Here is a 26881-nt window from a genome sequence, read left to right as displayed (position 1 = left end):
ACCCTCTGGACGGGGTGGGTAACCGTCCGTAATCATGGTCGCGTTGATCGATGCGTGGAGAACGGGGCGGCGATGACGGCGGACCACGACAGCACCATGGCGAGTAGCGAGCCCGAACTCTCCGACGGCCTCAGGACGTTCGGCGCCGTTCTGAAGGCCCTGCGCGAGACCGCGGGCCTCACCCAGGAGGAGCTCGCGCCCCGGGTTCGCTACTCGCCGGCCTACATCGCCAAGATCGAGCAGGGTAAGCGGTTCCCGCCGGACTCACTCCCGGACAGGGCAGCTGAGGCGCTGGGGCCCGTCGCGGGGAAGGTCCTCACGGCAGCTGCGCGGAGCCTGCGACGTAAGGCGGGCCTGGCCTCATGGTTCCTGCAGTGGTCGGGGATCGAGGAAGAGGCGATCACGCTGTACGCGTATGAGTGCCGGGGGATTCCGGGGCTGTTGCAGCCGGAGGCATACATCCGAGCGGTGTTTGAACGTCGGCTCCCGCCGCTGACCGAGACACAGATCGGACGACAGGTGTCGGCCAGGCTAGAACGGCAGAGGCTCCTGACGGAGCACCCCAACACCGCGTTCAGCTTCGTCATCGAGCAGTGCGTTCTGGAGCGTCACGTCGGCGGCCCAGACGTGACCCGGGTCGTCATCGACCACCTGCTGAACCTGAGCAGGTACACAAATGTTGAGATCCAGATCATGCCGCTGAGGCAAGAGGATCACACGGGAAGCGACGGACAGTTGTACCTGGCCGAGAGCCCGGACAACCAGTGGTTCGGCTACACCGAGGGACACCGTTCCAGCGCTCTGATCACCGCTCCGGGTGAAGTGAGCATCCTGCTCCAACGCTATGGCAAGCTGCGTTCCCAGGCCCTGGATTGCCGGGCGACGGTGAGCTTGCTGGAACAGATGCGAGGAGCGCTATGACCACCACAGAGCTGAACTGGTTCAAGAGCAGCTACAGCGGCGGCGACGGCGACAACTGCATCGAGGTCGCCCGCCACGCCGCGCACGTCCACGTCCGCGACTCCAAGGACACCGGCCGCAGCCCGTTCACCGTCTCCGCCACCGCGTGGTCGGACTTCACCGCCTACGCGGCCACTCCCACCCCCTGACCTGACCCCTCAGTCCGGCAGCAGGTGTCCCCGCCGCGACAGCAGGAACTTCTTGAACGCCGCCACCGGCGGGGTGTCCGGGTGGCCGTCCAGCCAGGCCACGCCGATCTCCCGGGCGGCCCGCGGGGCCGTCACCGTCAGCTCGACCACCCCCGGGCGGGCCACCGCCGGAGGTGGGAGCAGGGCCACGCCCAGGCCGGCCGCCACCAGGCCGCGCAGGGTTTCCGCCTCCTCGCCCTCGAAGGCGACGCGGGGGACGAAGCCCGCCTCCGCGCAGAGGTCGTCCGTGATGCGGCGCAGGCCGTAGCCGGGTTCCAGGGTGACGAAGGTTTCGTCGGCGGCCTCCGCCAGGCGGATGCGGCGGCGGGTGGCCAGGCGGTGGTCGTCGGGGACGACCAGGCGCAGGCGTTGTTCGTCCAGGCGCCGGGCGACCAGGTCGGGGGCGTCCGGGACGGGTGAGGTGAGGCAGAGGTCGAGGCCGCCCGCGCGGAGGCGTTCGATCATGGCCTCGCCGTAGTTCTGGACGAGCTGGAAGCGGACCCGGGGGTGGTCCGCGCGGAAGGCGCGGATCAGGGCGGGGACCGTTTCCGAGCCCATCGTGTGGAGGAAGCCGAAGGCGACCCTGCCCGCGGTGGGGTCGGCGTCCGCCCGTACCGAGTCGGCGGCCTTCTCCACCTCGGCGAGTGCGCGTTCCGCCGAGCCGAGGAAGGTGCGGCCGGCGGGGGTGAGGGAGACGGTGCGGCCCTTGCGGGCGAAGAGGGCCACCCCGAGATCCTGTTCCAGCCTGACCATCGCCCGCGAGAGCGTGGACTGCGGGACGCCCAGTTCGTGTGCGGCGCGCGTCACATGCTCGTGGCGGGCCACCGCCTCGAAGTAGGCGAGGCGCGGCGCGAGGACGGCGCGGATGTCTTCTTCGTAACTGCTTGGTGACAGCCGTGGCTGTGAGCTGCGTTGATGCGCCATGGGATTGATTATCGGGGGTTTGTGCATTGGACGCATGAACAGGGGGCGGCCTACGTTCTTTGCATGCCTCCCGCCAGTACCGGGGCGTCCACCGTCGTCGTGGCCGCCTCGCCCCAGCCGTCCCCCGTACGCCCCGCCACCGCAGCCGAGACCGCCACCGCGGACCGGCTCGAACCCGGTGGGCCCGGCTACCGCCGGATGAGTTTCGCCCTCTTCTCCGCCGGTGTCGCGACGTTCGCGCTCCTCTACTCCACCCAGGCCCTGCTGCCCGCCGTCTCCGCCTCCTTCGGCGCCACCGCCGGGCAGGCGAGCTGGACGGTCTCGGCGGCGACGGGTGCGCTGGCGCTCTGCGTACTGCCGATGAGTGCGCTCTCCGAGCGGTTCGGGCGGCGGCAGATGATGACCGCCTCGCTGGTGGTCGCCGTGGTGGTCGGACTGTTCGTGCCGTTCGCACCGTCGCTGGGCTGGCTGATCGCGCTGCGTGCCGTGCAGGGTGCCGCTCTGGCCGGGCTGCCGGCTTCCGCGATGGCGTATCTCGCGGAGGAGGTGCGGCCCAAGGCACTGGTCGCGGCGATCGGGCTGTTCGTGGCCGGTAACAGCATCGGCGGGATGAGCGGCCGTATCCTCACCGGCTGGGTCGCCCAGCTGTGGGGCTGGCGGGCCGCGCTCGCCTCGGTCGGTCTGCTGGCCGTGGTCTGCGCCGTCGTCTTCCACTTCATGATCCCCAGGGCGCGGCACTTCACGCCCGGCACGCTGAACCCGAAGGCACTGGCGAAGACCGTCGGCGGGCACCTCGCCGATCCGCTGCTGCGCCGGCTGTACGCGATCGGCGCACTGTTCATGACGGTGTTCGGGGCTGTCTACACGGTGATCGGGTACCGGCTCGTCGAGGCGCCGTTCAACCTCCCGCAGGGTGTCGTCGGCTCGATCTTCCTGGTCTACCTGGTCGGTACGGTCTCCTCCGCCGCGGCGGGGAAGCTCGTCGCGCGGACGGGGCGCCGGGGTGCGCTGTACCTCGCCGTCTCCACCACGGCCGCCGGTCTGCTGCTCTCGCTCGCCGACCAGCTGGTGGCGGTGCTGCTCGGTCTCGTCCTGATCACCGCGGGCTTCTTCGCGGGGCACGCGGTGGCCTCCTCGTCCGTGAGCCGTACGGCGACCAGGGGCCGGGCCCAGGCGTCGGCGCTCTACCAGTCGGCGTACTACCTCGGCTCCAGCGCGGGCGGCACGCTCGGCGCGGTCGCCTTCCACGCCGGTGGCTGGGCGGGCACGGTCACGCTGGGACTGCTCGCGGTGCTCGGTGTCGTCTCGATCACCCTGTACGGGACGCGGGCGGCGCGCATCGAGCGGCACCGGCCGGCCGCGGTGCCGGCCGTCCAGAACTGAGACGTGGAGAGCCGGAACCGAGACATACCGAACTGAGACATACAGCGCACAACCAACCACTCCCCCACGCGCGTCTAGCAGGCGGAAACACCGCACTGCGCGCGAAGGGGAGTTGGCGCACATGAGAGCCACAGGGAACATGAAGAACATTCAGGGCATACGGGTGCGGCGCGGGCTCGTACTGTCCGTCGCGGGCCTGACCGCGATACCGGCGTTCGTACTCGGCACCGGCGGCACCGCACAGGCGGCTTCCTGCACGGCCTCCAAGGGGCCGTACCAGAAGCAGGTCGAGAAGTACCTGCACCGGACCGCGGACGGCAAGCAGTCCGCCGCCGACTGTGTGGCGATCCGGTCGTTCCAGAACACCTACGGGGTCACCCCCGCCATCGGCTACGCCGGGCCCGTCACCTGGCGCACCATGCAGACGCTCACCGCCCAGAAGGCCGCCGGGAAGAACCCGAACAAGGCGGGGAAGTGCCCCACCGACAAGGGGCGCATCGCGTGCGTGGACCTCACGCGGCAGATCAGCTGGATCCAGGACGGCGGCAAGCTGAAGTTCGGGCCCGTGCCCGTGCGGACCGGGCGGGACGGGTACGAGACCCGCACCGGGGCGAAGAAGATCTACTGGAAGCACAAGAACCACGTCTCGTCGATCTACCACGTGTCGATGCCGTACTCCCAGTTCTTCGACGGCGGGCAGGCCTTCCACGCGGTGGGCGTGAAGATGTGGAACCCGCCGGGCTCGCACGGTTGCGTCAACATGCGCACCGCCGACGCGAAGTCATACTGGAACCTGTTGAAGAACGGCGACGACGTGTACGTGTACGGGCGCAAGCTCGGGACCTGACCGCTTTCCGCCCTTCCCACCCCCGTTGTCAGTCCCCTGCGGTAGCTTCCGAAGGGCTGATGGAAGTGAGCGGTGTCACGGCGCGACAGGGCGCGACAGGGGCGGAGCGAAGCGATGAGTGATCTGACGGCGACGGCGGGCGACATCGACAGTCGTCTGGAGGGGCACCGGGTCGAGCTGACCGGCTTCTGCTACCGGATGCTCGGCTCGGCCTTCGAGGCGGAGGACGCGGTCCAGGACACGCTGGTGCGTGCCTGGCGGAGCTTCGACAAGTTCGAGGGCCGCTCCTCGCTGCGGTCCTGGCTGTACCGCATCGCGACGAACGTCTGTCTCGACATGCTGAACGCGGGCAACAAGCGGGCCAGGCCCGTCGATCTGTCCGGCCCGACGCCGCTGGCGCAGGCCGCGCTCAACCCGCTGCCGGAGAACGTCTGGCTGGAGCCGATGCCGGACGGGCGGATCCTGCCGTCGGTCGCCGACCCGGCCGAGGCGGCGGTGGCGCGCGAGTCGGTGCGGCTCGCGTTCGTCGCCGCGTTGCAGCATCTGCCGCCCAAGCAGCGGGCCGTGCTCATCCTGCGCGAGGTGCTCGCGTGGAAGGCGAGCGAGGTCGCGGAGCTCCTCGACACCTCGGTCGCCTCGGTCAACAGCGCCCTCCAGCGCGCGCGGGCGACGCTCAACGACCACCGGGGCGCGGCCGCCGACGCCGCCGATCCGCTCGACGAGGAGCAGCGCAAGCTCCTGGAGCGGTATGTGGCCGCCTTCGAGGGGTACGACATGGCGGCGCTGACGGCGCTGCTCCATGAGGACGCCGTGATGACCATGCCGCCGTTCGACCTCTGGCTGCGGGGACACGACGACATCACCGGGTTCATGACGTCGTTCGGTGCGGCCTGCGCGGGCTCCCGGCTGGTCGCGACGTCGGCGAACGGCACCCCGGCCTTCGCGCACTACAAGCCGGATCCGGAGGGGCCGGGGTTCGTGCCGTGGGCGGTGCAGGTCATCGACATCTCGGACGGTGCGATCACCGGTATGCACTGCTTCCTGGACACCCCGCGCTGGTTCCCGCTGTTCGGCCTGCCTGACCGCCTGGAGGCCGATGGGGCGTGAGCCTGCGTCCGGGGGACGTCCGGACGCGTCCTGACGCGTGCGGGGGGAGGCTTCCGCTCACTCCGGAACGCGCCGCGTGGCCTCTTGGCCGGTGAGGCCGGTCACCGCGTCCAGGCCCACCAGATCGAGCAGCAGCCGGAGTTCGGGCGGTGTCCCGCACAAGCGCAGCCGTCGGCCGCGTGATCTGCGGGCCACCAGCGCCAGCCGGACGATCGCCTCCACGGCGGCCAGATCCGGTTGGACGAGCCCGCCCACGTCGCAGTCCACCGAGGGTGCCCCCGGATCGTTGATCAGCAACGCCTCCAGCTCGGCGCAGAGCCCGGGAACGGCGGCCCGGGTCACGCGTCCGGAGACGACGAGAACGATCGGGGTCATGGCATCCACATCAGGGAGACCGGTCCGGCGGCCGAAACTCATCTCCCCACGGTTCCTCCGCGTCTCGCCGGCCCCCGGGGGTTCTCCGCCGGCCGCTCGGGGCGCCCGGGTGCCACGAGCAGCCCGTGTGTCTCCCCGGACGCCCTCGTGAAGACCGTTCGCCCATGGCGCGGGGCCGGTCGGCCACCGATGGAGATCCGCCAACTCCGGTCATCTGTGCGCTTCCTGTGAACCCTCCCGATCGAATCCCCCCTCTATACGGGTGAAACAGTCGGCACCGATGCACGCATCGGGGCCGACTGCCCAGCGGCTCCCTCGGGGGCCGCCTGATTCTCCAGGGGGAGAGTTGCGCAGACACGTGAGAAGAGCGTGTGTTTCGACCGTCGCCACGGCGGCCGCCGTGGCACTCGCGGCCGGGCTGACCACCCCGGCCATGGCCCGCGAAAGCAGCCCGTCGCGGCCGGCGGACAGTCTCTCCGACGCCCGGCACCAGCTGACGCTCATCACCGGCGACCGCGTCACGGTGGACGCCGGGGGCCGGGTCGTGGGCTTCCGTCCGGCAGCGGGGCGCGAGCACATACCCGTGCAGCGGCAGATACGCGACGGGCACACCCTGCTCGTCCCGGCCGACGCACAGCGGCTGATCGGTTCCGGGAAGCTGGACCGGCGGCTGTTCGACGTCACGGAGCTGAGCCGGGCGGAGAACCGCAGGGCGCAGAGATCAGGTCTGAAGCTGATCGTCTCCTACCGGGGTGCCGGGGCCGCCGCCGCGAAGGCCGAGGTCCGCGACGCGGGCGCGACCCGGGTCGGGCCCGTGCTCAAGTCGCTGAACGCCCAGTCCGTGGCCACCCCGCGGGAGGACGCGCGGTCCATCTGGCAGGCGCTCACCAGCAAGCCGTCGGGAAGCGTCCAGCGGACCACGGCCGCCGGTATCGACCGGGTGTGGCTGGACGGCGTGCGCCGGGCGAGCCTCGACAAGAGCGTTCCCCAGATCGGCGCGCCGGCCGCCTGGAAGGCGGGCTACACCGGCAAGGGCGTCAAGATCGCCGTCCTGGACACCGGTGCGGACGCCACCCACCCGGACCTCAAGGGCCAGGTCCTCACGTCGAAGAACTTCTCCGATTCGCCCGACACGAAGGACCATTACGGCCACGGCACCCATGTCTCATCGATCGCGGCCGGTACGGGAGCGAAGTCGGGCGGGAAGTTCAAGGGCGTGGCCCCGGACGCCAAGCTCATCGAGGGCAAGGTGCTCGACGACTACGGCTACGGCGAGGACTCCGGCATTCTGGCCGGCATGGAGTGGGCGGTCGCGCAGGGCGCCGACGTCATCAACCTGAGCCTCGGCGGCACCGACACCCCGGAGGTCGACCCGCTGGAGGCGGCGGTCAACAAGCTCTCCGCATCCAGCGGTGTGCTCTTCGCCATCGCGGCGGGCAACGAGGGCGACTCGGCGGGCACGGTCGGCTCCCCCGGCAGCGCGGACGCCGCGCTGACCGTCGGCGCGGTCGACGACAAGGACCTGCTGGCGGACTTCTCCAGCCGCGGCCCCCGGGTCGGCGACAACGCGATCAAGCCCGATGTCACCGCTCCCGGCGTGGACATCACGGCGGCCGCCTCGCCCGGCTCCGTCATCGACGAGGAGGTGGGTCAGAACCCGCCCGGCTATCTGACGATCTCCGGCACGTCGATGGCGACCCCGCATGTCGCGGGCTCCGCGGCACTGCTCAAGCAGCAGCACCCGCAGTGGAAGAACACCGAGCTCAAGGGGGCGCTCACGGCCTCCACGAAGCCCGGGAAGTACACCCCCTTCGAACAGGGCTCGGGCCGGATCGCCGTCGACCGGGCGATCACCCAGTCCGTCGTCGCCGACCCGGTCTCGCTGGGCTTCGGCATCCAGCAGTGGCCGCACACCGATGACGTGCCCGTCGCCAAGAAGGTGTCGTACCGCAACCTCGGTACGACCGATGTGACGCTCGCGCTCACCGTCAGCGGCACCGGCCCGACGGGCAAGCCGGCCCCGGCCGGCTTCTTCGCCCTCGGCGCCGACCGGGTGACCGTCCCGGCCGGCGCCACCGCCGAGGTGCCGCTCACCGTGGACACCAGGCTCGGCGGTACGGCCGACGGCGACTACTCCGCGTACGTCGTCGCGACCGGTGGCGGTCAGACCGTCCGCACCGCGGCCGCGGTCAATCGCGAGAGGGAGTCGTACGACCTGACGCTCAAGACCATCGGGCGCGACGGCAAGCCGGCCCCGCACACCACGGCCGACGTCTACGGCGTCAGCGGTGCCGCGGAGGGCGTGTGGGAGTCCGCCGAGGCGGTCGCCGGCACGGCGAAGCTCCGGGTGCCCAAGGGCGGGTACGTCCTGAACTCGGCCGTGTACGCCGACCCGGACGACTTCGACAAGGGCGTCGACTGGCTCGCCCGGCCCTCTCTGAACATCAGCAAGAACACCACGGTGACCCTGGACGCGCGCCTGGCCGAGGCGGTGGACATCAGCGTTCCGGCGACCGGCACGAAGTCCGTGCTCGCCGCGCCCGACCTCCAGTTCGACACCGCGGACAGCAGCTACTCCTACGGCTGGCTGCTCGACTCGTACAAGCCGCTGCGCACCGCGCACGTCGGCCCGAAGGCGACCGGTCTCCAGCTCTCCCAGCACTGGACCGCCAGCTGGGTCAAGGGCGCGGCGACCCGGTACGACATCCTGGTGGGCGGCCCGGTGAGCCGGGCCGCGACCGGCTACCACCGCTCGTTCACCGGCGGTCAGCTGGCCAAGGTCACGATCCGCGCCGGTTCGTCCGTCAAGGGCAAGAGCGGCGAGGTCTCCGCCTGGGGCGAGCTGCCCGGATCGGCCGGCGGCTGGGCGGCAGTGACCACCCAGAAGCTTCCGTCGACCACCACCGTCTACCTCTCCACCGCCGACAAGGTGCGGTGGAGCTTCGACTTCGGCCAGGACGGTGCGCTCGACGACGAGGGCTTCCCGCAGAGCGACGCCTTCTACAGCCTCGGTGCCCCGCTGGCCGTGAAGGCGGGCAAGACGTACACGAGGACCGTGAACACCGCGGTGTTCGGACCGTACGTCAACGCCGACTTCGGGGTCTTCCGCGAGAAGAACGACCTCGTGGGATCGCTGCCGATGGTCGCCGACGGCCACCGGAACGCCGGCGGCTCCGCGTACAGCTCGGTGAAGACCGTGCTCTACCGCAACGGCAAGGTGTTCGCCCGGAACGCCGACCCGCTGGCCGGTGAAACGCCCTTCACCGTGCCGGCCGCCGCCGCCGACTACCGGCTGACCACGTCGGTGCGGCGCAGCTCCGCCGTCGCTTCGGTCTCCACCCGGATCGACGCGAGCTGGACCTTCCGCTCCGGCCGGACCTCGGATCCCACCGCGCTGCCGGTCTCCATGGTCCGCTTCACGCCCGATGTGGCGCTGGACAGCACGGCCAAGGCCGGAAAGTCCGTGTCCGTGCCGGTGACGGTGCAGGGTGCGGCGGCCGGAAAGAACCTCAAGTCGCTGACGGTGTACGTCAGTTATGACGGCGGGAAGACCTGGAAGAAGAAGCCGGTCACCAAGGGAGAGATCTCCGTGAAGAACCCGGCCAAGAAGAAGTCGCTCTCCTTCAAGGCCAATGTCACGGACAGGAAGGGCAACACCTCCTCCGTGGCGGTCTATGACGCCTACTTCGGCAAGTAGCGAGTGGCGAGCAGCCAATAGCGAGCAGCGGCGGGAAGCGGTCGGCATCGGCCGCACGGCAGCGGCCCGCCGGGACGGTTCTCACCGTCCCGGCGGGCCGTTCGCTTCGGCGCGCGCGATTACGCGATGCGCTCGCGCACCACCGGCGTGGCGGTGAACGCCGTACCGGCCGGGGCGATGTCGAACGCGTCGGGCAGCGCCTGGATCGCGTAGTCGAACTTCTCCGGGGTGTCCGTGTGCAGCGTCAGCAGCGGCTGGCCGGCCCGCACCTCGTCGCCCGGCTTGGCGTGCAGTTCGACGCCCGCGCCGGCCTGGACCGGGTCCTCCTTGCGGGCGCGGCCCGCGCCGAGGCGCCAGGCGGCCACGCCGACGTCGTACGCGTCGAGGCGGGTGAGCACACCGGAGGACGGGGCCTTGACGACGTGCTGTTCGCGGGCGACGGGGAGCGTGGCGTCCGGGTCGCCGCCCTGGGCGGAGATCATCCGGCGCCAGACGTCCATCGCGGAGCCGTCCGCGAGTGCCTTCTCCGGGTCGGCGTCCTTGAGTCCGGCCGCGTCCAGCATTTCGCGGGCGAGGGCCAGGGTGAGGTCGATGACGTCCTGCGGGCCGCCGCCGGCCAGGACCTCGACGGACTCGCGGACCTCCAGGGCGTTGCCCGCGGTGAGGCCGAGCGGGGTGGCCATGTCGGTGAGCAGGGCGACCGTGCGCACACCGCTGTCGGTGCCCAGCGCGACCATGGTGGAGGCCAGTTCGCGGGCGTCCTCGATGGTCTTCATGAAGGCGCCGGTGCCGACCTTGACGTCCAGGACGAGTGCGCCGGTGCCCTCGGCGATCTTCTTGGACATGATCGAGCTGGCGATCAGCGGGATGGCCTCGACGGTGCCGGTGACGTCGCGGAGCGCGTACAGCTTCTTGTCCGCGGGGGCGAGGCCGTCGCCCGCCGCGCAGATGACGGCGCCGGTGGTGTCGAGGACGTTCAGCATCTCGGCGTTGGAGATGTGGGCGCGCCAGCCGGGGATGGACTCCAGCTTGTCCAGCGTGCCACCGGTGTGGCCGAGGCCGCGCCCGCTGAGCTGCGGTACGGCGGCTCCGCAGGCGGCGACCAGCGGGGCGAGCGGCAGGGTGATCTTGTCGCCGACGCCGCCGGTGGAGTGCTTGTCGGTGGTGGGGCGGGAGAGCGCGGAGAAGTTCATCCGCTCGCCGGAGGCGATCATGGCGGCGGTCCAGCGGGCGATCTCCGTACGGTTCATACCGTTCAGCAGGATCGCCATGGCCAGCGCGGACATCTGCTCGTCGGCCACCTCACCGCGGGTGTACGCGTCGATGACCCAGTCGATCTGCTCGGGGGTCAGCTCGCCGTTGTCCCGCTTGGTGCGGATGACGGAGATGGCGTCCATGTCCTGGAGTCCTTCCGGCCGGTACGTACGCAAGAGTCCCGATGACTCTACGCGCATAGAGGATATGAGAACCGCCGGGCGGACCGGATTTCCCGGCCCGTCCGGCGGTGGGGCAGTGCGTCAGCGGGCCTGTCCGAGGTGGGACGGCCCGAACGCCTGCGGGAGCATCTCGTCGAGCGTGCGGAAGCCGTCCGGGGTCTCCAGGACGAGCTCCGGCCCGCCGAACTCGTAGAGCAGCTGCCGGCACCTGCCGCACGGCACCAGGATCCCGCCCGACCCGTCCACGCAGGTGAAGTGGGTCAGCCGGCCGCCACCGGTGGCGTGCAGCTGGGAGACCAGTCCGCACTCGGCGCACAACCCGATGCCGTACGAGGCGTTCTCGACGTTGCAGCCCACAATGGTGCGGCCGTCGTCGACCCGTGCGGCGACGCCGACCGGGTAACCCGAGTACGGCGCGTACGCCCGGGACATGGCCTCCCGGGCGGCGGTCCGCAGGGCGTCCCAGCCGGCTTCGGTGAGCGCGGTCATTTCCCTTCGCCCTTGCGGTAGATCACACCGTCCGCCTTCGGCATCCTCAGCCGTTGCGCGGAGAGCGAGAGCACCAGCAGCGTCGTGACGTAGGGCGCCATGTCGACGAACTGGCTGGGCACCTGGTCGGTCAGCGCGTACCAGGTGAAGAGCAGCGCGGAGATGGCGGCGGAGATCACCGCGGCCACGTACTTCTTCCGGTACAGCTGCCAGAACACCACGATGACCAGCAGGATCGCCAGGAGAAGCAGCATCGCGTGGACGTTCTCGGCGCCGCCGCGCAGCTTGAGACTGTCGGTGAAGCCGAAGAGGCCGGCGCCGAGCGCCATTCCGCCGGGCATCCAGTTACCGAAGATCATCGCGGCGAGACCGATGTAACCGCGGCCTCCGGTCTGGTTCTCCTGGTAGATGCCGGTGGAGACGATGGCCAGGAAGGCGCCGGCGAGTCCGGCCATCCCGCCGGAGGTGATCACGGCGATGTACTTGTACTTGTAGACGTTCACGCCGAGCGTCTCGGCGGCGACCGGGCTCTCGCCGCAGGAGCGCAGCCGCAGACCGAACGCCGTGCGCCACAGGACCCACCAGGTGGCGGGGACGAGCAGGATGGCCACCACGGTCAGCCAGGACAGGTTGGTGACCACGCCGCCGACGACACCCGCGATGTCGGAGACCAGGAACCAGTGTTTCTGCTGGAGGTCCTGGAGCCAGTCCGAGAGCCCCGGAATGGTGATCCGGTCGATCGCGTCGATCCGTGGGGACTGCTTGGAGGAACCGCCCTCGACGCCGTCGAACGCGAAGTTGGAGAGGTAGCGGGTCAGGCCGACGGCGAGGATGTTGATGGCCACACCGGAGACGATGTGGTTCACGCCGAAGGTGATGGTGATGATCGCGTGCAGCAGACCGCCGAGTGCGCCGCCGAGGATGCCGAACAGGACACCCACCCAGGGACCCCACTGGAATCCGGCCCAGGCACCGAACCAGGTGCCCAGCACCATCATGCCTTCGAGGCCGATGTTCACGACGCCCGCACGCTCGGCCCACAGACCGCCGAGCCCCGCGAGACCGATCGGGACGGCCAGTTCCAGCGCGCCGGAGACCTGTCCCACGGACGTCACGTCGTTGGCGCCACTGATCAGGCGGACCAGTGAGACCAGCGCGAGACCGCCCGCGACGATCAGCAGGACGACGGGCAGGGTGAGCTTGCGGCGGCCGCCGCCCTTCTTGGGGGCGACGCTCGCGGCCGAGACTTTGCTGGCGCTCACAGTGCGGCCTCCTTCTCGGTCGTGAGGGCGTGGCCGGCTGCGAGTTCCTCGCCGACCTTCTGCTGTTGACGGCGGATTCCGTAGCGGCGGACGAGTTCGTAGCTGACGACGACCGAGATCACGATCAGGCCCTGCATGATCGTGGCGATCTCCTTCTCGTACCCGAACTGGTCGAGGGAGGAGGACGTCTTGTCCAGGAAGGCGATCAGCAGTGCGCTGAAGGCGATGCCCAGCGGGTTGTTCCGGCCGAGCAGGGCGATGGTGATGCCGGTGAATCCGATGCCGGTCGGGAAGTCGAGGCTGTACGTGTGCGTGTCGCCCAGCAGCGTCGGCATGCCGGAGAGGCCCGCGATACCGCCGGAGAGCAGCATCGAGGTGAGGACCATCTTCTTCGCGTCCACACCGGACGCCTGGGCGGCGCTCTCGCTCTCCCCGGTCGCCCGGAGGTCGAAGCCGAAGCGGGTGCGGTTCAGGACGAACCAGTAGACGAGGCCGCACGCGGCGGCGACGAAGGTGAAGCCGTAGATCTCCCCCGCCTCCGCCCCCATCGACAGCCCCGGGAACCAGCCGGACTCCGGGAGGTCACCGGTGGTCAGGTTGTTGGAGCCGGCCGGCTGTTCACCGAAGTTCTTCGGCAGGATCAGCCAGGCGATCAGGGCGGTCGCGATCGAGTTGAGCATGATCGTCGAAACGACCTCGCTGACCCCGCGGGTGGTCTTCAGGAAGCCGGCGATACCGGCCCAGAAGGCACCGACCAGCATCGCGACGATCACGATGAGGGCGATCTCCAGCGGTCCGGGCAGATTGACGCTGGCGCCGACCAGGGCCGCCATCATGGCCGCGAGCCGGTACTGGCCGTCGACCCCGATGTTGAAGAGGTTCATCCTGAACCCGATCGCCACCGCGAGCGCCGCGAGGTAGTAGGTACCGGCCTGATTGATGATCAGTACCTGCACGTCGGGGTAGGTCGCCGCGTCGAACATCAGCCGGTACGGCTCGAACGGGTTCTTGCCCGAGGCGAGCAGGACCACGGTGGTGAGCGCGAAGGCCACCACCAGGGCGAGGACCGGGCCGGCGAAGCCCAGGATCAGCCGGTCCTTGTTGAATTTCCTCATCGGGCGTCGTCCTCCGGTGCTGCCTCGAGATGGCCGGTGGCGGCACCGGTCATGGCCGAGCCCAGCTCCTCCGGGGTGATGGTGGCGGGATCGGCGTCCGCGACCAGCCGGCCGCGGTACATGACACGCAGGGTGTCGGAGAGCCCGATCAACTCGTCCAGGTCCGCCGAGATGAGCAGGACCGCGAGTCCCTCGCGGCGCGCGGCGCGGATCTGGTCCCAGATCTGCGCCTGCGCGCCGACGTCCACACCACGGGTCGGGTGCGCGGCGATCAGCAGCTTGGGCTCGTGGCTCATCTCCCTGCCGACGATCAGCTTCTGCTGGTTGCCGCCGGAGAGGGAGCCGGCCGTGACCTCGATGCCGGGGGTGCGGACGTCGTACTCGCGCACGATCCGCTCGGTGTCGGCACGGGCCGCCTTGATGTCGAGCAGGCCGCCCCGGCTGTTCGGCCGCTCGGTGACGTGGCCGAGGATCCGGTTCTCCCACAGCGAGGAGTCCAGCAGCACGCCGTGGCGGTGCCGGTCCTCGGGGATGTAGCCGATGCCGCTCTCGCGGCGCTTGCGGGTGGGGGCGTGCGAGATGTCGTCCGTGTCGAGGGTGATGACCCCGCCGTCGAGTTCCCGCATGCCGACCAGTGCCTCGATCAGCTCGGTCTGCCCGTTCCCCTCCACCCCGGCGATGCCCAGGACCTCACCCTTGTGGATGGTGAAACCGACGCCGTCGAGCACGTCGCGCACGACGCCGTCCGGGTCGGTGACGGAGAGCGCGAGGTCCTCGACGCGCAGCATCGGCACATCGGTGACCGTGGACTCGCGGGTCTCGGGCGAGGGCAGTTCGCTGCCCACCATGAGTTCGGCGAGCTGCTTGGTGGTGGTGTTCGACGGGTCCGCCGTGCCGACCGTCGTGCCCCGGCGGATCACGGTGATGTCGTCGGCCACGGACAGCACCTCGCCGAGCTTGTGCGAGATGAAGATGACCGTCAGCCCCTCGGCCTTGAGCTCGCGCAGGTTGTCGAAGAGCGCGTCGACCTCCTGCGGGACCAGTACGGCGGTCGGCTCGTCGAGGATGAGGATGCGGGCGCCCCGGTAGAGGACCTTGAGGATCTCGACCCGCTGCCGGTCGGCGACGCCGAGGTCCTCGACGAGGGAGTCGGGCCGGACGCCGAGACCGTACGCGTCCGAGATCTCCATGATCTTCCTGCGCGCCTCGGCCCCGATGCCGTGCAGCTTCTCGCCGCCGAGAACCACGTTCTCCAGCACGGTGAAGTTGTCGGCCAGCATGAAGTGCTGGTGCACCATGCCGATGCCGCGGGCGATGGCGTCGGCCGGGCTCCCGAACGACGCCTGTTCGCCGTCGACCGCGATGGTCCCCTCGTCCGGCTTCTGCATGCCGTAGAGGATCTTCATCAGGGTGGACTTGCCGGCACCGTTCTCTCCGACCAGAGCATGGACCGTGCCCTTGCGGATGGTGATGTCAATGTTGTGGTTGGCGACCACACCGGGGAAACGCTTGGTAATGCCGTGCAGTTCTACGGCCGGGGGGCTGCTGGACGCGGTGATGACACACTCTCCTTAGCCGGACAGGAGCGGGGGCGGAGGGGCAAGGGCGGGGTGAAGTTATCGCGTCAGAGGTTGGTCTACACGCGTAGTGCCACCGAATCGACATACACGTACGCGCGCAGACCCGAAACGTCCGGTTCCGGAGCCCTGCGGGGAAACGCTGCGACGGGCGGGACTTCTTCGGAGAACACCCCGGGGCCCGGAACCGCGTTGGTGCGCGGCTCCGGACCCCGGGAAGTCTAGCCTTCGGGCAAAGGGCGTTACGGGGTGGTCTTGACCTTGATCGAACCGTCGACGATGGCCTTCTTGGCCTTGTCGACAGCGGCGATCACATCGGTCATCTTGGTGAACGCCGGGTTGGAGTCGGCCAGGCCGACGCCGTCCTTGTCCAGGCCGTACCGGATCTCACCGGTCTGCGGCTTGCCGTCCTTCACGGACTTGATCAGATTGAAGACCGAACCGGAGACGTCCTTGGTGACCGAGGTCAGGATCTGGTTCTTGTAGGCCGCGAGGCCCTTCTGGCTGTACTGGTCGGAGTCCACGCCGATGGCCCACTTGCCCGCCTTCGCGGTGGCCTCGATCGAGCCCGAGCCGGCGAGGCCGGCCGCCGCGTAGACGACGTCGGCCTTCTTGTCGAGCTGCCCCTGCGCCGCGGCCTTGCCGAGGTCGGGCTTGGAGAAGCCGTCGAAGTTCGGCGGCTGGGTCAGGTACTGCGACAGGACCTTGACCGACGGGTCGGTGTCCTTGACGCCCTGCTCGTAGCCCGCCTGGAACTTCTTGATCAGCGGCGTCTCCACACCACCGATGAAGCCGACGGTCTTGGTCTTGCTGACCTTGGCCGCGGCGACGCCCGCGAGGTACGAGCCCTGCTCCTCGTTGAAGACCAGGTTGGCGATGTTCTTGCCCGTGACCGAGGCGTCGTCGATGATGCCGAAGGTGATCTTCGGGAACTTCGGCGCGACCTTCTTGATGGCGGGCGCGTACGCGAAGCCGACACCGATCACGGGGTTGTTGCCGGCGCGGGCCAGCGTGGTGAGCCGCTGGACCTTGTCGGCGTCCGACTCGCCGTCCGACGGCTCGGCCTCGGTGCCCTTGACACCGAGCTCCTTCTCCGCCTTGACCAGCCCGGCGTAGGCGGCGTCGTTGAACGACTGGTCGCCGCGGCCACCGATGTCGTAGGCGAGCGCGGTCTTGTCCCCCTTCGAGTCGGACGTGTCCGACGACGATTTACCGCCACATGCGGTGACGCTCAGGGCAAGCGCCGCGGACGCAACGCCCACGGTGGCAATCCTGGTGATCCGGCGCAAGGGAAGGCTCCTTCAAACCTGACCGAAGCGCCTCTGCCGGCGCTGGTTTCGCGGCGATCGTAACGCGCGTAGATGTCAGATAAAGCCCTGTACGGAAGCCGTTATCGGATCGTCGCGAACCGGGGGTGACCTGTCCGGTTACAGATGATTACCGTCCAGCAACGCAGAGGCGGTGAAGAGTTCCACGCCCACGGTGATCGCCTCCTCGTCCGCGTCGAAATTGCCCCGGTGCAGGTCCAGGCCCCGGGTGTCGCCGGGGGTACGCACCCCGAGCCGCGCCATCGCGCCCGGCACGTGCTCCAGGTACCAGGAGAAATCCTCCCCGCCCAGGCTCTGTTCGGTGTCCTCGATCGCATACGAACCGCGACGGGCGGTCATCGCGCCGGCGAGCAGATCGATAGCGGCGGCGTCGTTGACCACGGGCGGGACACCGCGGATGTAGTTGATCACCGTCTTGGCCCGGTACATTCCGGCCACCTCGTCGATCGCGGCGTGCACCAGATCCGGTGCGTCCCGCCATGCCGCCAGATCCAGGCAGCGGACCGTGCCCGAGAGCTCGGCGTGTTGTGGGACGACGTTGCACGCGTGCCCGGTCTCCAGCCGCCCCCAGGTCACCGCGAGCCCGGCCCGCGCGTCGACCCGGCGGGCCAGCAGTGCCGGGACCTCGGTGGCCACCTTGGCGGCGGCGGTGACCAGGTCGGTGGTCAGGTGCGGGCGGGCGGTGTGGCCGCCGGGCCCGTCCAGGGACAGCTCGAGCCGGTCGCAGGCGGAGGTGATGGCCCCGACCCGCAGCCCGATCCGCCCCACGTCGACCTTCGGGTCGCAGTGCACCCCGATGATCCGGCCCACGCCCTCAAGCACCCCGGACCCGATCGCGTCGGGCGCTCCGCCGGGCAGCACCTCCTCGGCCGGCTGGAAGATCAGCCGGACCGGGTTGGGCAGCAGCCCCTGCCGGTCGAGCTCGGCGAGCACCAGGCCGGCGCCGAGCACGGAGGTGGTGTGGATGTCGTGCCCGCAGGCGTGCGCCCGGTCGGGGACGGTGGAGCGGTACGGGACTCCCGTCTTGGTGTCCGGAATCGGCAGCGCGTCGATGTCGGCCCGCAACGCCAGCATGGGCCGCGTCGTTTCACTCCGCGTCCCCACGTCACACATGAGCCCGGTCCCCGAGGCGAGCACCCGCGGCTCAAGGCCGGCCAGCTCCAGCCGGGCCTTGATGGCCGCGGTGGTGCGGAACTCCTGGTTGCCGAGCTCGGGGTGCATGTGCAGATCGCGGCGGAAGGCGATCAGCTCGGCGCGCAGCGTTTCGGGCAGCGTGCCGGGCAGCACCCGGTCCCCGGGCAGGTCGGCATCGGACTCACGGGACATCAACTGGTTCACCCGTTCAAGAGTAGGCCCCACCCCCCGTCAACTGGCCATAGATCAAGAAAAGTTCAGCCACATAGAGGAGAAAGAGCACGCTGCGGCGTTTTGCGTGAGCCCCCGTGGGGTAAAAAGCGGCCTCACGTCACCTCTTGTCGGGTTGTCGGGTCTGCGCGGAAGCGGCCCGGCCGCACGAAATATCACGTGCCCCCGATGTGCTCAACCTCCCGCCGGGCGAATCCCGCTTCCTCCCGAGGACCGATGTCGGCCGACGGCTCCCCTGCGAGCCTGCTGCGGGGCCGTTCGGCCCCTCCACAGGGGAGGGATTGTCATGAACAAAACCCGTACCAGGGCTGGGGTCCTGGCTTCGGCCGTCGCTCTGCTGGCCTCCGGCATCACGCTGGGCCTCGCACCCGCCGCCGAAGCGGCGGCCAAGCCGAGCGGCTGCAGCGCCTACGTCAGTCACGACGACCTGAACGACGCGGTCGCCTGGTGCGACAAGGGGAACGGGTCGTGGTACGTGCAGGCCAAGTGCGCCAGCGCGGGCCGCGTGAACGGGCCGTACCGCGGCAGCAAGGGCTGGCGCAAGGGCGCCACCGCCGCAGCCTCGGTCCTGGACTGCGGAACCAACGCCTGGCCGACCGAGCTGAAGGTCGTCAGCATCACCGGCTGACACGCGTGGCGGTGTGTCCGGGCCGAACTCATCGGTTCCGGGCGCACCGCTCTCCCGGCCGGCGTTTTCGCTCGCCGACGCGACGACCGCCCCGCACCCGGCCGGGCCCGGTCAGTCCGGCAGCCCCCGGCGCACCGGGTACAGCGCGGCCCCGATGCACAGGGCTCCCACCGTCAGCAGGTCCAGGCTCGTCGTCATCAGGACGATCCCCGCCAGCACCAGCAGCGGGGACCAGGCCGGCATCTCGTCCCGGCGGAAGAACGCGAGCAGCGTGACGAGCGCCAGCAGCCCGGCCCAGAACAGCATCGGCACCACCGTGTAGACGGCCGGCATCACGCCGGGCACGTCCTGCACCTTGTCGAACATGTCGCTCCTGGCCCGGTCGTCCGCCGCGGCGAAGCCGACCACCAGGTCGATCACCGCCTGGACGGCCACCGCGGCCACGCCCACCAGCCCGGCTCCCGCCGCCACCCGGACGCCGGTCCGCCGTCCGCCGTGCACCCCTGCGGGCGTCCACAGCCGCAGGAACACCGGAACGAACGCGAGTACGCCGGCCAGGAACAGCAGGTGCGCCACCGACCACCACGCCCCCGGCCCGTAGTCGCTTACCGCCCGGCCCGTCAGACGCACCAGCCCGTAGCCGGCCATCAGGACCGGTCCGACGATGAACATCGTTGCGGAGACGCTTTTCTGAGGGTCTGTCAGCTTATCGGTCTGCATGTTCCGATGATCGGCTCGGGCGCTCCCGGACACCATCGGGGATCGCCCCCACCCGACCCTGGTCCGGGCTCCGCGGTACCTGAGGGTCGGTTCAGGGGCGGCGTGCCCGGCGGGCGGACGCGGGAGCGGGTTCCGGGCCGCGGGCTGAGCGGGACGCTGCCGGAGCACGACACCTGATCGCCTCCGGCGAGGGACGTCCCACGTTCCGCGCTCTCCTCACGCCTCCGTGGTCACCGCCGTGGCCCGCCAGGGCGCCAGCCGCTGGACGTCGCGGGCCGTCTCCGTGACGCCGGAGAGGAAGCCCTGTGCCCTCGGGGACGCCGTCTCGCGGAGCCATTCCGGGGCGATGTCGCAGACCGCGACCTTCACGTCGGTGCCGACCAGGGCCAGCGGGAGGGTGTGGACCACCGTGGAGGGGAAGCTCAGGACCGTGCGGCCGATGGGGCCGCGGCGGGCGATGAGTTCCAGGGGGAGGTCCGGGCGGACGATCTCCAGGCCGGTGACGGCCTCCAGGGCGTGGAGCTTCTCGGTGGACTCGCGGCGGTGTGCGAAGTAGCGGGTGGCGCCATGGGTGCGGGCCAGGGCGGCGACCGCGTCCAGGTACTGGGCACGGTCGACCACGCCCGTCTCCACGAGCGAGGTGCCGACCAGGTCCGCGCCCTTGGTGAGCAGCGGGGGGCCGAAACGGGAGCGGGTCCAGGAGAAGGTGTTGGGGATCAGGGTGATGCCGGGGGGCGGTATCACCGGCATGGCCGTGAAGAGCTCGACCTCACGGGCCGCGGACGGGGTGAAGCGGCGGCGGGCGGTGGCGGTGACCGGGGCCAGGGCCAGATCGCGCGGGCCGGCTCCGCCGCGGCGGTGCCAGCGGGTCAGGCGTTCGCCGCGGGTCATCTGGGCGACGAACTCGATGGTCGCGGTGCCGTCGTCCACCACGGTGAGGCGGCGGGGGCGGACCAGCGTGAGCAGCAGCTGTACGTAGCGGGAGAAGGGGTCCCCGATGACGATGTGGTCGGCGCTGCGGACGAGGCGGGTCAGGGCGCGCAGCGACTTCAGGGGCGTACCCGAGTCGCCGCGCGCCTCCTGCCAGCGCACGGTGACGCCCTCGTCGCGGGCCAGCTCCGCCATCCGGCGCAGCTGACCGCGCGACATCGGGTCGACCGGAGGGAGTACGACGACGGTGATGTCCGCGAGGACACGGCCGCCGCCCCCCTCTGTGTAGGCCCACTCCAGGACGTTCAGGAGCTGGACCGGGCTCTCGACGAAGGCGAGGTTCACCGGTCTGCCCGTCAGACCGCGACCGGCTCGGCGGCCTGGGCCGTCTCGCCGCTCTCTGCCACGATGCCCGGGACCCGGCGGAGCTTCTTCATCGGGCCGAGCTCCGACTCGTACACCTTCTTGACGCCGTCGCCGAGGGACGCCTCGATGGTGCGGATGTCGCGGACCAGCCGGGTCAGGCCCTGCGGCTCGACGGAGGCGGCCTGGTCGGAGCCCCACATGGCGCGGTCGAGGGTGATGTGACGCTCGACGAAGGCCGCGCCGAGTGCGACGGCGGCGAGGGTGGTCTGCAGGCCCGTCTCGTGGCCGCTGTAGCCGATCGGGACGTTGGGGTACTCCTGCTGGAGGGTGTTGATGACCCGGAGGTTCAGCTCCTCGGCCTTCGCGGGGTAGGTCGAAGTGGCGTGGCACAGCAGGATGTTGTCCGAGCCGAGCACCTCGACCGCGTGGCGGATCTGGCGCGGGGTGGACATGCCGGTGGAGAGGATCACCGTGCGGCCGGTGGCGCGCAGCGAGCGCAGCAGCTCGTCGTCGGTGAGCGACGCGGAGGCCACCTTGTGGGCGGGGACGTCGAACTTCTCCAGGAAGGCGACGGCCTCGGTGTCCCACGGGGAGGCGAACCAGTCGATGCCGCGCTCGGCGCAGTGCTCGGAGATGGCGCGGTACTCGGCCTCGCCGAACTCGACGCGGTGGCGGTAGTCGATGTACGTCATCCGGCCCCAGGGGGTGTCGCGCTCGATGTCCCACTGGTCGCGCGGGGTGCAGATCTCGGGGGTGCGCTTCTGGAACTTGACGGCGTCGCAGCCGGCTTCGGCGGCCACGTCGATCAGGGCGATGGCGTTGTCGAGGTCGCCGTTGTGGTTGATGCCGATCTCACCCGTGACGTAGACGGGGTTGCCGGGGCCCGCGGTGCGGTTGCCGAGGGTGCGCAGTCGGGATGTGCTCATGGTGCGTTCCTTACTTGGGGAGGGGGGTGTTGACAGCGGTAGTGGTGAGGGTCGGGCCGAGGAGCCAGGCCGCGATCTCGCGGATGGCGCCGAAGCCGCCGGGGGTGGTCGTCACGGCGCGCGCCGCGGCGCGTACCGAGTCGTGGGCGCTCGCGACGGCGACGGGCCAGCCGGCGAGTGCGAAGCAGGGGAGGTCGTTGACGTCGTTGCCGACGTACATGACGCGTTCGGGGGCGATGGACTGCTCGTCGCACCACTGCTTGAGCGCGAGGTCCTTGCGGTCGATGCCGTGCAGGACGGGGACGCGCAGCTTGCGGGCGCGGGCGGCGACGACGGGGTTCTGTTCCGTGGAGAGGATCAGGAGGGGGACGCCGGCCCTGCGCAGTGCGGCGATGCCCAGGCCGTCGCCGCGGTGGACGGCGACGATCTCGTGGCCGTCGGCGTCGATGAGGACCCGGTCGTCGGTCTGGGTGCCGTCGAAGTCGAGGACGACGGCATCGATGTCATCGCGGGTGGGCAGCGGCGCCGGGTCGAGGAGCGGCGCGAGCGCGCGGGCGCGGGCCAGGTCGTGCGGGTCGTCGATCTCCAGGACCCGCGCGGGGTCGGTGCGCACCAGTGCGGTGTGGCCGAAGAAGCGGTGGCTGTGGGTACGGAACCCGGCCGCGTCCATCGCGTAGGCGGCGCCTGTCTCCAGGAGGTCCTCGGGGCGGTCCTGGCGGCGGGGGCGGACCTTCTTGTCGTGGTTGACGCCGTAGTTGTGGTCCTCGACCGCGCTGCCGTCGCGCCACAGGAAGCCGTGGAACGGGGCGACGGTGACGGCCGTGTCGGCGCCTTCGCGGGCGACCGCGGCGGCGACGCCGTCGATGTCCTCCCGGGCGATGAAGGGGCTGGTGCACTGGACGAGCAGGACGACGTCCACGGTGCGGCCGTGTTCCGCCTCGTAGGTTTCCAGGGCGTGCAGCACGGCGGCCTCGCTGGTCGCGGTGTCGCCCGCGATGGCCTCGGGACGCTGCACGCAGTGCACCCGGGCGGATTCGCCGAGCGCCTCGCCGGCGGCACGGACGGTCTCGGCGACGGCCGGGGCGTCGGTCGTCACGACGACGTCCGTCACCTCGGCCGAGGCCAGGCAGGCGCGTACCGCGCGGACCACCAGGGGCACGCCGCCGACCTGGGCGAGGTTCTTGGCGGGTACGCCTTTCGATCCGCCGCGGGCGGGGATCACGGCGAGCACGGTGGGCTGCGTCATCGCTGCTCCAGTGGGTGTGTTGATGGTGGTGTTCACAGCTCGCCCATCCGTCGGATGACCGGGGCGACCCGCTGGACGCCGTGGCGGTACGCGCCCCGGGCCGCGTCCCGGACCGCCTCGCGCACCGCTCCCCTGACCCGGCCGGTCTCCCGGGGCTCGGCGGCTCCGGGCAGCGGGTGGCCGTCGGGGGCCAGGTGGTGGCGGGCGAGGATGCCGGGGAGGTAGCCGGGGGCGGTCGCGGGTGTGTAGTAGGGCGCCGGGCCGGGCAGCCCGGGGCTCGCGAGCAGGGCGGTGACCCGGGCGCGGGCGGTGTCGTAGGCCGCGTCGTAGCTGCCGTCGGCCGCGACGCCCTGGCCGGCGAGCCACTCGGCGTCGGGCTCCGGGTGCGCGCCGCCGTCCAGGTGGTCCCAGGAGGTCAGCAGGCCGGAGCCGATGAAGTGGTGGTTGCCGAGGGTCTCGCGCACCCCGAGGTCGGTGAGGACGGCGGTGGGGATGCGCCGGTGCAGGGATTCCAGGGCGGCGGTCGACGAGACGGTGACCAGCAGGTCGGTGCGGTCCAGGACCTCGCCCATGTGCCCGTACACGAGGCGGAAGTTGGGCGGGAGCCCGCCGGGCAGCCGTTCGGCGAGCCGCTGGTAGGGGAGCTCCTCGATGTGGGTGGTGTGCTCGCCGGGCTTGGAGCGCAGCTTCAGCAGCACCTCGCGTCCCGGGTGCAGCCTGGCGTGCTCCACGAGCCTGCGCAGCAGATACGTACGGTCGGCGCGGGAGGCCGGTACGGAGGGCTGCGCGGCGAAGACGACGGTGTCGCGGCCCTGTTCGGGGCGGTGCGGCTCGCCGCCGAGGAAGGGCAGGGCGGCCTCCGTGACGGCGGAGGCGTCGGCGCCCACTCCCTCGTACACCGCGCGGAAACGCTCCGCGTCGTGCCGGGAGTTGGCGAGGACGACATCGGCGCCGTGCCGCAGCAGCAGCCCGTCGGCGAGCTTCTCGTAGACGACACCGACATAGCCGGTGACGACGACGGGCCTGGCGGGCAGCCGGAGCGCGGCGAGGCCGTGCAGCATCGCCTGGACCGCGCCGCCGACCAGGGCGAGGACCACCAGGTCGTAGCCCTCGTCCCGCACGGTGTGCAGGAATTCCAGGGCCGTCACCTCGCGCACCCGGTCGGCGTCGATACCGACGTCGCCGACCTCGGCGAGCTGGCGCGGTGTCGGTGTCGCCCGGCCGCGCAGCAGCAGTCCGCTGATCTCCACCCGGGGCGCACCCGCACGGCCGCCGCCCGAGGTCAGCCGGCGCGCGGTGAGCGCGCCCCACTTCCATCGGGTGTCGGAGTCGGCGAGCACGGCCACCCGGAGCACCGGGGACGGCGCGTCCGTGGATTCCAGTTCTGCTGGAGAAGCCGAATTGCTGTTACGAGGGGGCACGTCCAAGAAGGTAGGAAGGCCCGGGGGTGAGCAGCCCAACGTGACAGCAACAAAGGGTTAACAGCCCGCCGACGATTGCCGAACCCGCCGCCCGGCTGGTTGAACCCCGGAGAAAAGCACCCCCGGGTGCTTACCGGTTCATCATTTCGACGGGTGCCGTTCACCCGGCGTCCGTACGGGCGCAAGAGGGAATGACCGGCCCGGAACTAGCGTGATGCGGGTGGTTAAGCTCTCCGTCATCGTGCCGTTCTACAACGTGCAGACATACGCGCCAGACACCCTGAGAAGCCTGCGGGCCAACGCCCGCGAGGACTTCGAGTTCATTCTCGTCGACGACTGCTCGACCGACGGGACCGCGGACATGCTGCGCCGCGCGGAGGAAGAGATCCCGGGGGTGGTCGTCCGCAGACACGAGAAGAACGGCGGACTGGCCACCGCCCGGAACACCGGTCTGGACGCGGCCCGCGGCGAATACCTCGCCTTCCTGGACGGCGACGACTGGCTCGCCCCCGGTTTCTACGCCGACCTGCTGGCCAGGACCGAGGCCCTGGGCTGCGACTTCGTCCGCACCGACCATGTCCAGGCCGACGGCAGGACCCGTACCGTCCAGCGTGTCCCGCACGGGCGCAGGGGCGAGGTGATGGTGCCGCGGGACGCGATCCTGCCCGCCGGGCGCTCCACCTCGGTCGACTACGCGTACGCCTGGGCGGGCCTCTACCACCGCCGGCTGCTGGACCGCGGGCTGCTGCACTTCACGGACGGCCTGCGCACCGCCGAGGACCGGCCGTGGATCTGGCGGCTGCACCGTGAGGCGGATTCCTTCGCCGTGCTGGGGCTTCTCGGCATTTTCTACCGACGTGGCGTCGCCTCGTCCCTCACCCAGATCGGCGACATGCGCCAGCTCGATTTCATTCGCTCGTTCGACCAGGTCGTACGGGAGACGGCGGCGGACCGCGATGCGCGGGAACTGCTGCCGAAAGCGGTCCGCAACTACTGCGCGATCATTTCCCATCACATGGGTTCGATCGAAAGGTTCGAACCCGCTGTGGCGCGTGCGCTCAAATCGATGAGTGCCGGAGCGCTCGGCCGAATGCCGCAGGACGTGCTGGACGAAGCCCTGGACTCGATGGACGTCAAACGCGCGACCCTGCTGCGACGGCTGCGCCGGCGTGCCACCGCGAAGGAGGTGGCGGCCGCGTGAACAGCAGCCGGGCCCGTACGACACAGATCTTCTTCGCGTCCACCCTCTACGGCACGGCCACGCTCGCCGCGGCCCTGGATTCGGGCGCCTTCGCGGACGCCGGCCGGCGCATCCTGCTCGTCTCGAACAACGCGGCGATCCCGGAGACCACGACCGCCGTCGACGCGATGCCCGGGTTCGACGTGCTGCGCGGCCGGTTCGACGACGTCGTGTCGTGGAACGCGACGATCGCCCCGCACCACCCGGGCGGCTGGTCCCCGCGCCCGGACGACGTACCGCTGTGGGAACGGCATCTGCGGCTCGCCTGGGGGCTCGGTGACGACGACGTCGAGATCGCCGTGGAGTCGATCCAGGTCAACCCGGCGATGGCGATCGCCCAGATCTTCACCGGCGCCCCGATCGACGTGTACGCGGACGGGCTGATGAGCTACGGCCCGACCCGGAACAAGATCGACCCGCTGGTCGGCACCCGGGTGCGGCGGCTGCTGCACCTGGATCTGGTGCCGGGGCTGCGGCCGTTGCTGCTCACCGAGTTCGGGGTGGCCCCGCAGGTCGTGGAGACCGAGGCCTTCCTCAAGGTGCTCGGTGAGCTGGGCGGGGCGCCCGACGTCGTGGCGGGGGTGCCGTCGGTTGCGGCGCCCGCGCTGCTGCTCGGCCAGTACCTCTCCGCGCTCGGCCTGATCAGCGCGGCCGAGGAGGAGGAGCTGCATCTGCGGATGATGCGCGGCGCGGTCCGGCTCGGCCACACCCGGCTGGTGTTCAAGCCGCACCCGACGGCGCCCGCGCAGTGGTCGCGCGGGATGGAGGCGGAGGCGGCGGAGCTCGGTGCGGAGCTGACCGTGCTGGACTCCGGGGTGCTGACCGCCCCGGTCCTCGCCGAGGTGCTGTACCAGCGGATGCGGCCCGCACTGGTCGTCGGCTGCTTCTCGACGGCGCTGCTCACGGCGTCCGCGTTCTACGGGCTGCCCGTGGCGCGGGTCGGCACCCGGACGCTGCTGGAACGGCTGACCCCGTTCGAGAACAGCAACCGGGTCCCGGTCACGCTGGTGGACGCGCTGGTGCCGGACCTGGAGGACCGGGGGGCGGCCCCGGCGGTGCCCGCGGTGGCGCCGGACGGGCTGAACGAGCTGGTCACCGCGGTCGGCTTCGCCATGCAGCCGAAGATCTACCCGGCGCTGCGCCCGGCCGCCGAGCGGTATCTCGCCGCCCGGCTCACGGCCACGACCCTGCGCTACTTCAAGCGCAGGCGGCTGACCTCGCTCGGGCTGCCGGGCGGGGTGCCGGAGCAGCTGGCGTTCCTGCCGCGGAACGCGGCGGTGCGGCGGGTGGCCCGGCGGGCGAAGGCGTTCGGGCGGGCCGCGCGGCGGTAGGACTACGGGAGGGGGGCGGG

Annotated in this window: 23 protein-coding genes; 9 read left to right on the top strand and 14 right to left on the bottom strand. The window is 70.6% G+C overall.

The features are described 5' to 3' along the window. Nucleotides 1-72: 72 nt before the first annotated feature. Together ACFVJX_RS32900 and ACFVJX_RS32895 are read left to right on the top strand one after the other, a co-directional pair. Complete coding sequence (locus ACFVJX_RS32900) at nt 73-921, top strand: helix-turn-helix domain-containing protein (protein WP_384136543.1); 849 nt, start codon at nt 73-75, stop codon at nt 919-921. Then, nucleotides 918-1109, top strand: coding sequence for a DUF397 domain-containing protein (locus tag ACFVJX_RS32895; protein ID WP_384136533.1), 192 nt, complete (start codon nt 918-920; stop codon nt 1107-1109). The genes ACFVJX_RS32900 and ACFVJX_RS32895 overlap by 4 nt, the downstream gene beginning before the upstream one ends. Before the next feature lie 9 nt (nt 1110-1118). Here the strand turns inward: ACFVJX_RS32895 and ACFVJX_RS32890 are convergent, their stop codons facing one another. Further along, nucleotides 1119-2072 (bottom strand): LysR family transcriptional regulator, encoded by a 954-nt coding sequence (locus ACFVJX_RS32890; protein WP_384136535.1) that lies wholly within the window; start codon nt 2070-2072, stop codon nt 1119-1121. A 63-nt stretch (nt 2073-2135) separates the two neighbouring features. On the opposite strand from ACFVJX_RS32890, the gene ACFVJX_RS32885 reads away from it, so the two are divergent. From ACFVJX_RS32885 to ACFVJX_RS32875, 3 genes are all read left to right on the top strand, one after another. Further along, nucleotides 2136-3455, top strand: a complete 1320-nt coding sequence (locus tag ACFVJX_RS32885) for an MFS transporter (RefSeq protein WP_384136537.1) — start codon at nt 2136-2138, stop codon at nt 3453-3455. Between the two features lie 139 nt (nt 3456-3594). Further along, a complete protein-coding gene (locus tag ACFVJX_RS32880) occupies nt 3595-4302 on the top strand; it encodes a L,D-transpeptidase (RefSeq protein WP_384136545.1) in 708 nt (235 codons plus the stop codon). 114 nt (nt 4303-4416) lie between these two features. Further along, complete coding sequence (locus tag ACFVJX_RS32875) at nt 4417-5409, top strand: sigma-70 family RNA polymerase sigma factor (protein WP_384136539.1); 993 nt, start codon at nt 4417-4419, stop codon at nt 5407-5409. Nucleotides 5410-5466: 57 nt separating this feature from the next. Here the strand turns inward: ACFVJX_RS32875 and ACFVJX_RS32870 are convergent, their stop codons facing one another. Further along, complete coding sequence (locus ACFVJX_RS32870) at nt 5467-5784, bottom strand: STAS domain-containing protein (protein ID WP_384136541.1); 318 nt, start codon at nt 5782-5784, stop codon at nt 5467-5469. A 433-nt stretch (nt 5785-6217) separates the two neighbouring features. Here ACFVJX_RS32870 and ACFVJX_RS32865 point away from each other — a divergent pair, with 433 nt between their 5' ends. After that, on the top strand, nt 6218-9481 hold the full coding sequence (locus ACFVJX_RS32865; RefSeq protein ID WP_384136547.1) for a S8 family serine peptidase: 3264 nt from the start codon (nt 6218-6220) through the stop codon (nt 9479-9481). 119 nt (nt 9482-9600) lie between these two features. On the opposite strand, the gene ACFVJX_RS32860 is transcribed toward ACFVJX_RS32865, so the two are convergent. The 7 genes from ACFVJX_RS32860 to ACFVJX_RS32830 form a co-directional block, all read right to left on the bottom strand. After that, a complete protein-coding gene (locus ACFVJX_RS32860; RefSeq protein WP_384136438.1) occupies nt 9601-10878 on the bottom strand; it encodes a thymidine phosphorylase in 1278 nt (425 codons plus the stop codon). Nucleotides 10879-10998: 120 nt separating this feature from the next. Further along, complete coding sequence (locus ACFVJX_RS32855; protein ID WP_384136436.1) at nt 10999-11406, bottom strand: cytidine deaminase; 408 nt, start codon at nt 11404-11406, stop codon at nt 10999-11001. After that, nucleotides 11403-12668, bottom strand: a complete 1266-nt coding sequence (locus ACFVJX_RS32850) for an ABC transporter permease (protein WP_384136434.1) — start codon at nt 12666-12668, stop codon at nt 11403-11405. Before ACFVJX_RS32850 ends, ACFVJX_RS32855 begins: the two co-directional genes overlap by 4 nt. After that, entirely contained in the window at nt 12665-13783 is a 1119-nt protein-coding gene (locus tag ACFVJX_RS32845) for an ABC transporter permease (RefSeq protein WP_384136432.1), read from the bottom strand. Before ACFVJX_RS32845 ends, ACFVJX_RS32850 begins: the two co-directional genes overlap by 4 nt. Next, nucleotides 13780-15309 carry an ABC transporter ATP-binding protein gene (locus ACFVJX_RS32840; RefSeq protein ID WP_384136442.1) on the bottom strand — a complete coding sequence of 510 codons (1530 nt, stop codon included), beginning with the start codon at nt 15307-15309 and terminating at the stop codon, nt 13780-13782. The genes ACFVJX_RS32845 and ACFVJX_RS32840 overlap by 4 nt, the downstream gene beginning before the upstream one ends. A 293-nt stretch (nt 15310-15602) precedes the next feature. Continuing rightward, complete coding sequence (locus ACFVJX_RS32835; protein WP_384136430.1) at nt 15603-16649, bottom strand: BMP family protein; 1047 nt, start codon at nt 16647-16649, stop codon at nt 15603-15605. 138 nt (nt 16650-16787) lie between these two features. Continuing rightward, nucleotides 16788-18014: an amidohydrolase gene (locus tag ACFVJX_RS32830; RefSeq protein WP_384136440.1), complete on the bottom strand. Its 1227-nt coding sequence runs from the start codon at nt 18012-18014 to the stop codon at nt 16788-16790. 325 nt (nt 18015-18339) lie between these two features. Here ACFVJX_RS32830 and ACFVJX_RS32825 point away from each other — a divergent pair, with 325 nt between their 5' ends. Then, on the top strand, nt 18340-18681 hold the full coding sequence (locus tag ACFVJX_RS32825) for a hypothetical protein (RefSeq protein ID WP_384136428.1): 342 nt from the start codon (nt 18340-18342) through the stop codon (nt 18679-18681). 111 nt (nt 18682-18792) lie between these two features. On the opposite strand, the gene ACFVJX_RS32820 is transcribed toward ACFVJX_RS32825, so the two are convergent. From ACFVJX_RS32820 to ACFVJX_RS32800, 5 genes are all read right to left on the bottom strand, one after another. Then, nucleotides 18793-19401, bottom strand: coding sequence for a hypothetical protein (locus ACFVJX_RS32820; protein ID WP_384136426.1), 609 nt, complete (start codon nt 19399-19401; stop codon nt 18793-18795). Between the two features lie 216 nt (nt 19402-19617). Further along, entirely contained in the window at nt 19618-20676 is a 1059-nt protein-coding gene (locus ACFVJX_RS32815; protein ID WP_384136424.1) for a hypothetical protein, read from the bottom strand. 11 nt (nt 20677-20687) lie between these two features. Then, nucleotides 20688-21623, bottom strand: coding sequence for an N-acetylneuraminate synthase family protein (locus tag ACFVJX_RS32810; protein ID WP_384136422.1), 936 nt, complete (start codon nt 21621-21623; stop codon nt 20688-20690). A 10-nt stretch (nt 21624-21633) separates the two neighbouring features. Further along, nucleotides 21634-22869, bottom strand: a complete 1236-nt coding sequence (locus ACFVJX_RS32805; RefSeq protein WP_384136420.1) for a cytidylyltransferase domain-containing protein — start codon at nt 22867-22869, stop codon at nt 21634-21636. Nucleotides 22870-22901: 32 nt separating this feature from the next. After that, entirely contained in the window at nt 22902-24290 is a 1389-nt protein-coding gene (locus ACFVJX_RS32800; RefSeq protein ID WP_384136418.1) for a DUF6716 putative glycosyltransferase, read from the bottom strand. Nucleotides 24291-24510: 220 nt separating this feature from the next. Here ACFVJX_RS32800 and ACFVJX_RS32795 point away from each other — a divergent pair, with 220 nt between their 5' ends. Next, nucleotides 24511-25491: a glycosyltransferase family 2 protein gene (locus tag ACFVJX_RS32795; RefSeq protein WP_384136417.1), complete on the top strand. Its 981-nt coding sequence runs from the start codon at nt 24511-24513 to the stop codon at nt 25489-25491. Continuing rightward, nucleotides 25488-26861 (top strand): polysialyltransferase family glycosyltransferase, encoded by a 1374-nt coding sequence (locus ACFVJX_RS32790; RefSeq protein ID WP_384136415.1) that lies wholly within the window; start codon nt 25488-25490, stop codon nt 26859-26861. Before ACFVJX_RS32795 ends, ACFVJX_RS32790 begins: the two co-directional genes overlap by 4 nt. The last annotated feature ends 20 nt before the right edge of the window (nt 26862-26881 follow it).

Source organism: Streptomyces sp. NPDC127177 (assembly GCF_042672475.1).
Taxonomy (GTDB): domain Bacteria; phylum Actinomycetota; class Actinomycetes; order Streptomycetales; family Streptomycetaceae; genus Streptomyces.
This window is presented reverse-complemented; position numbering and strand designations above follow the sequence as displayed.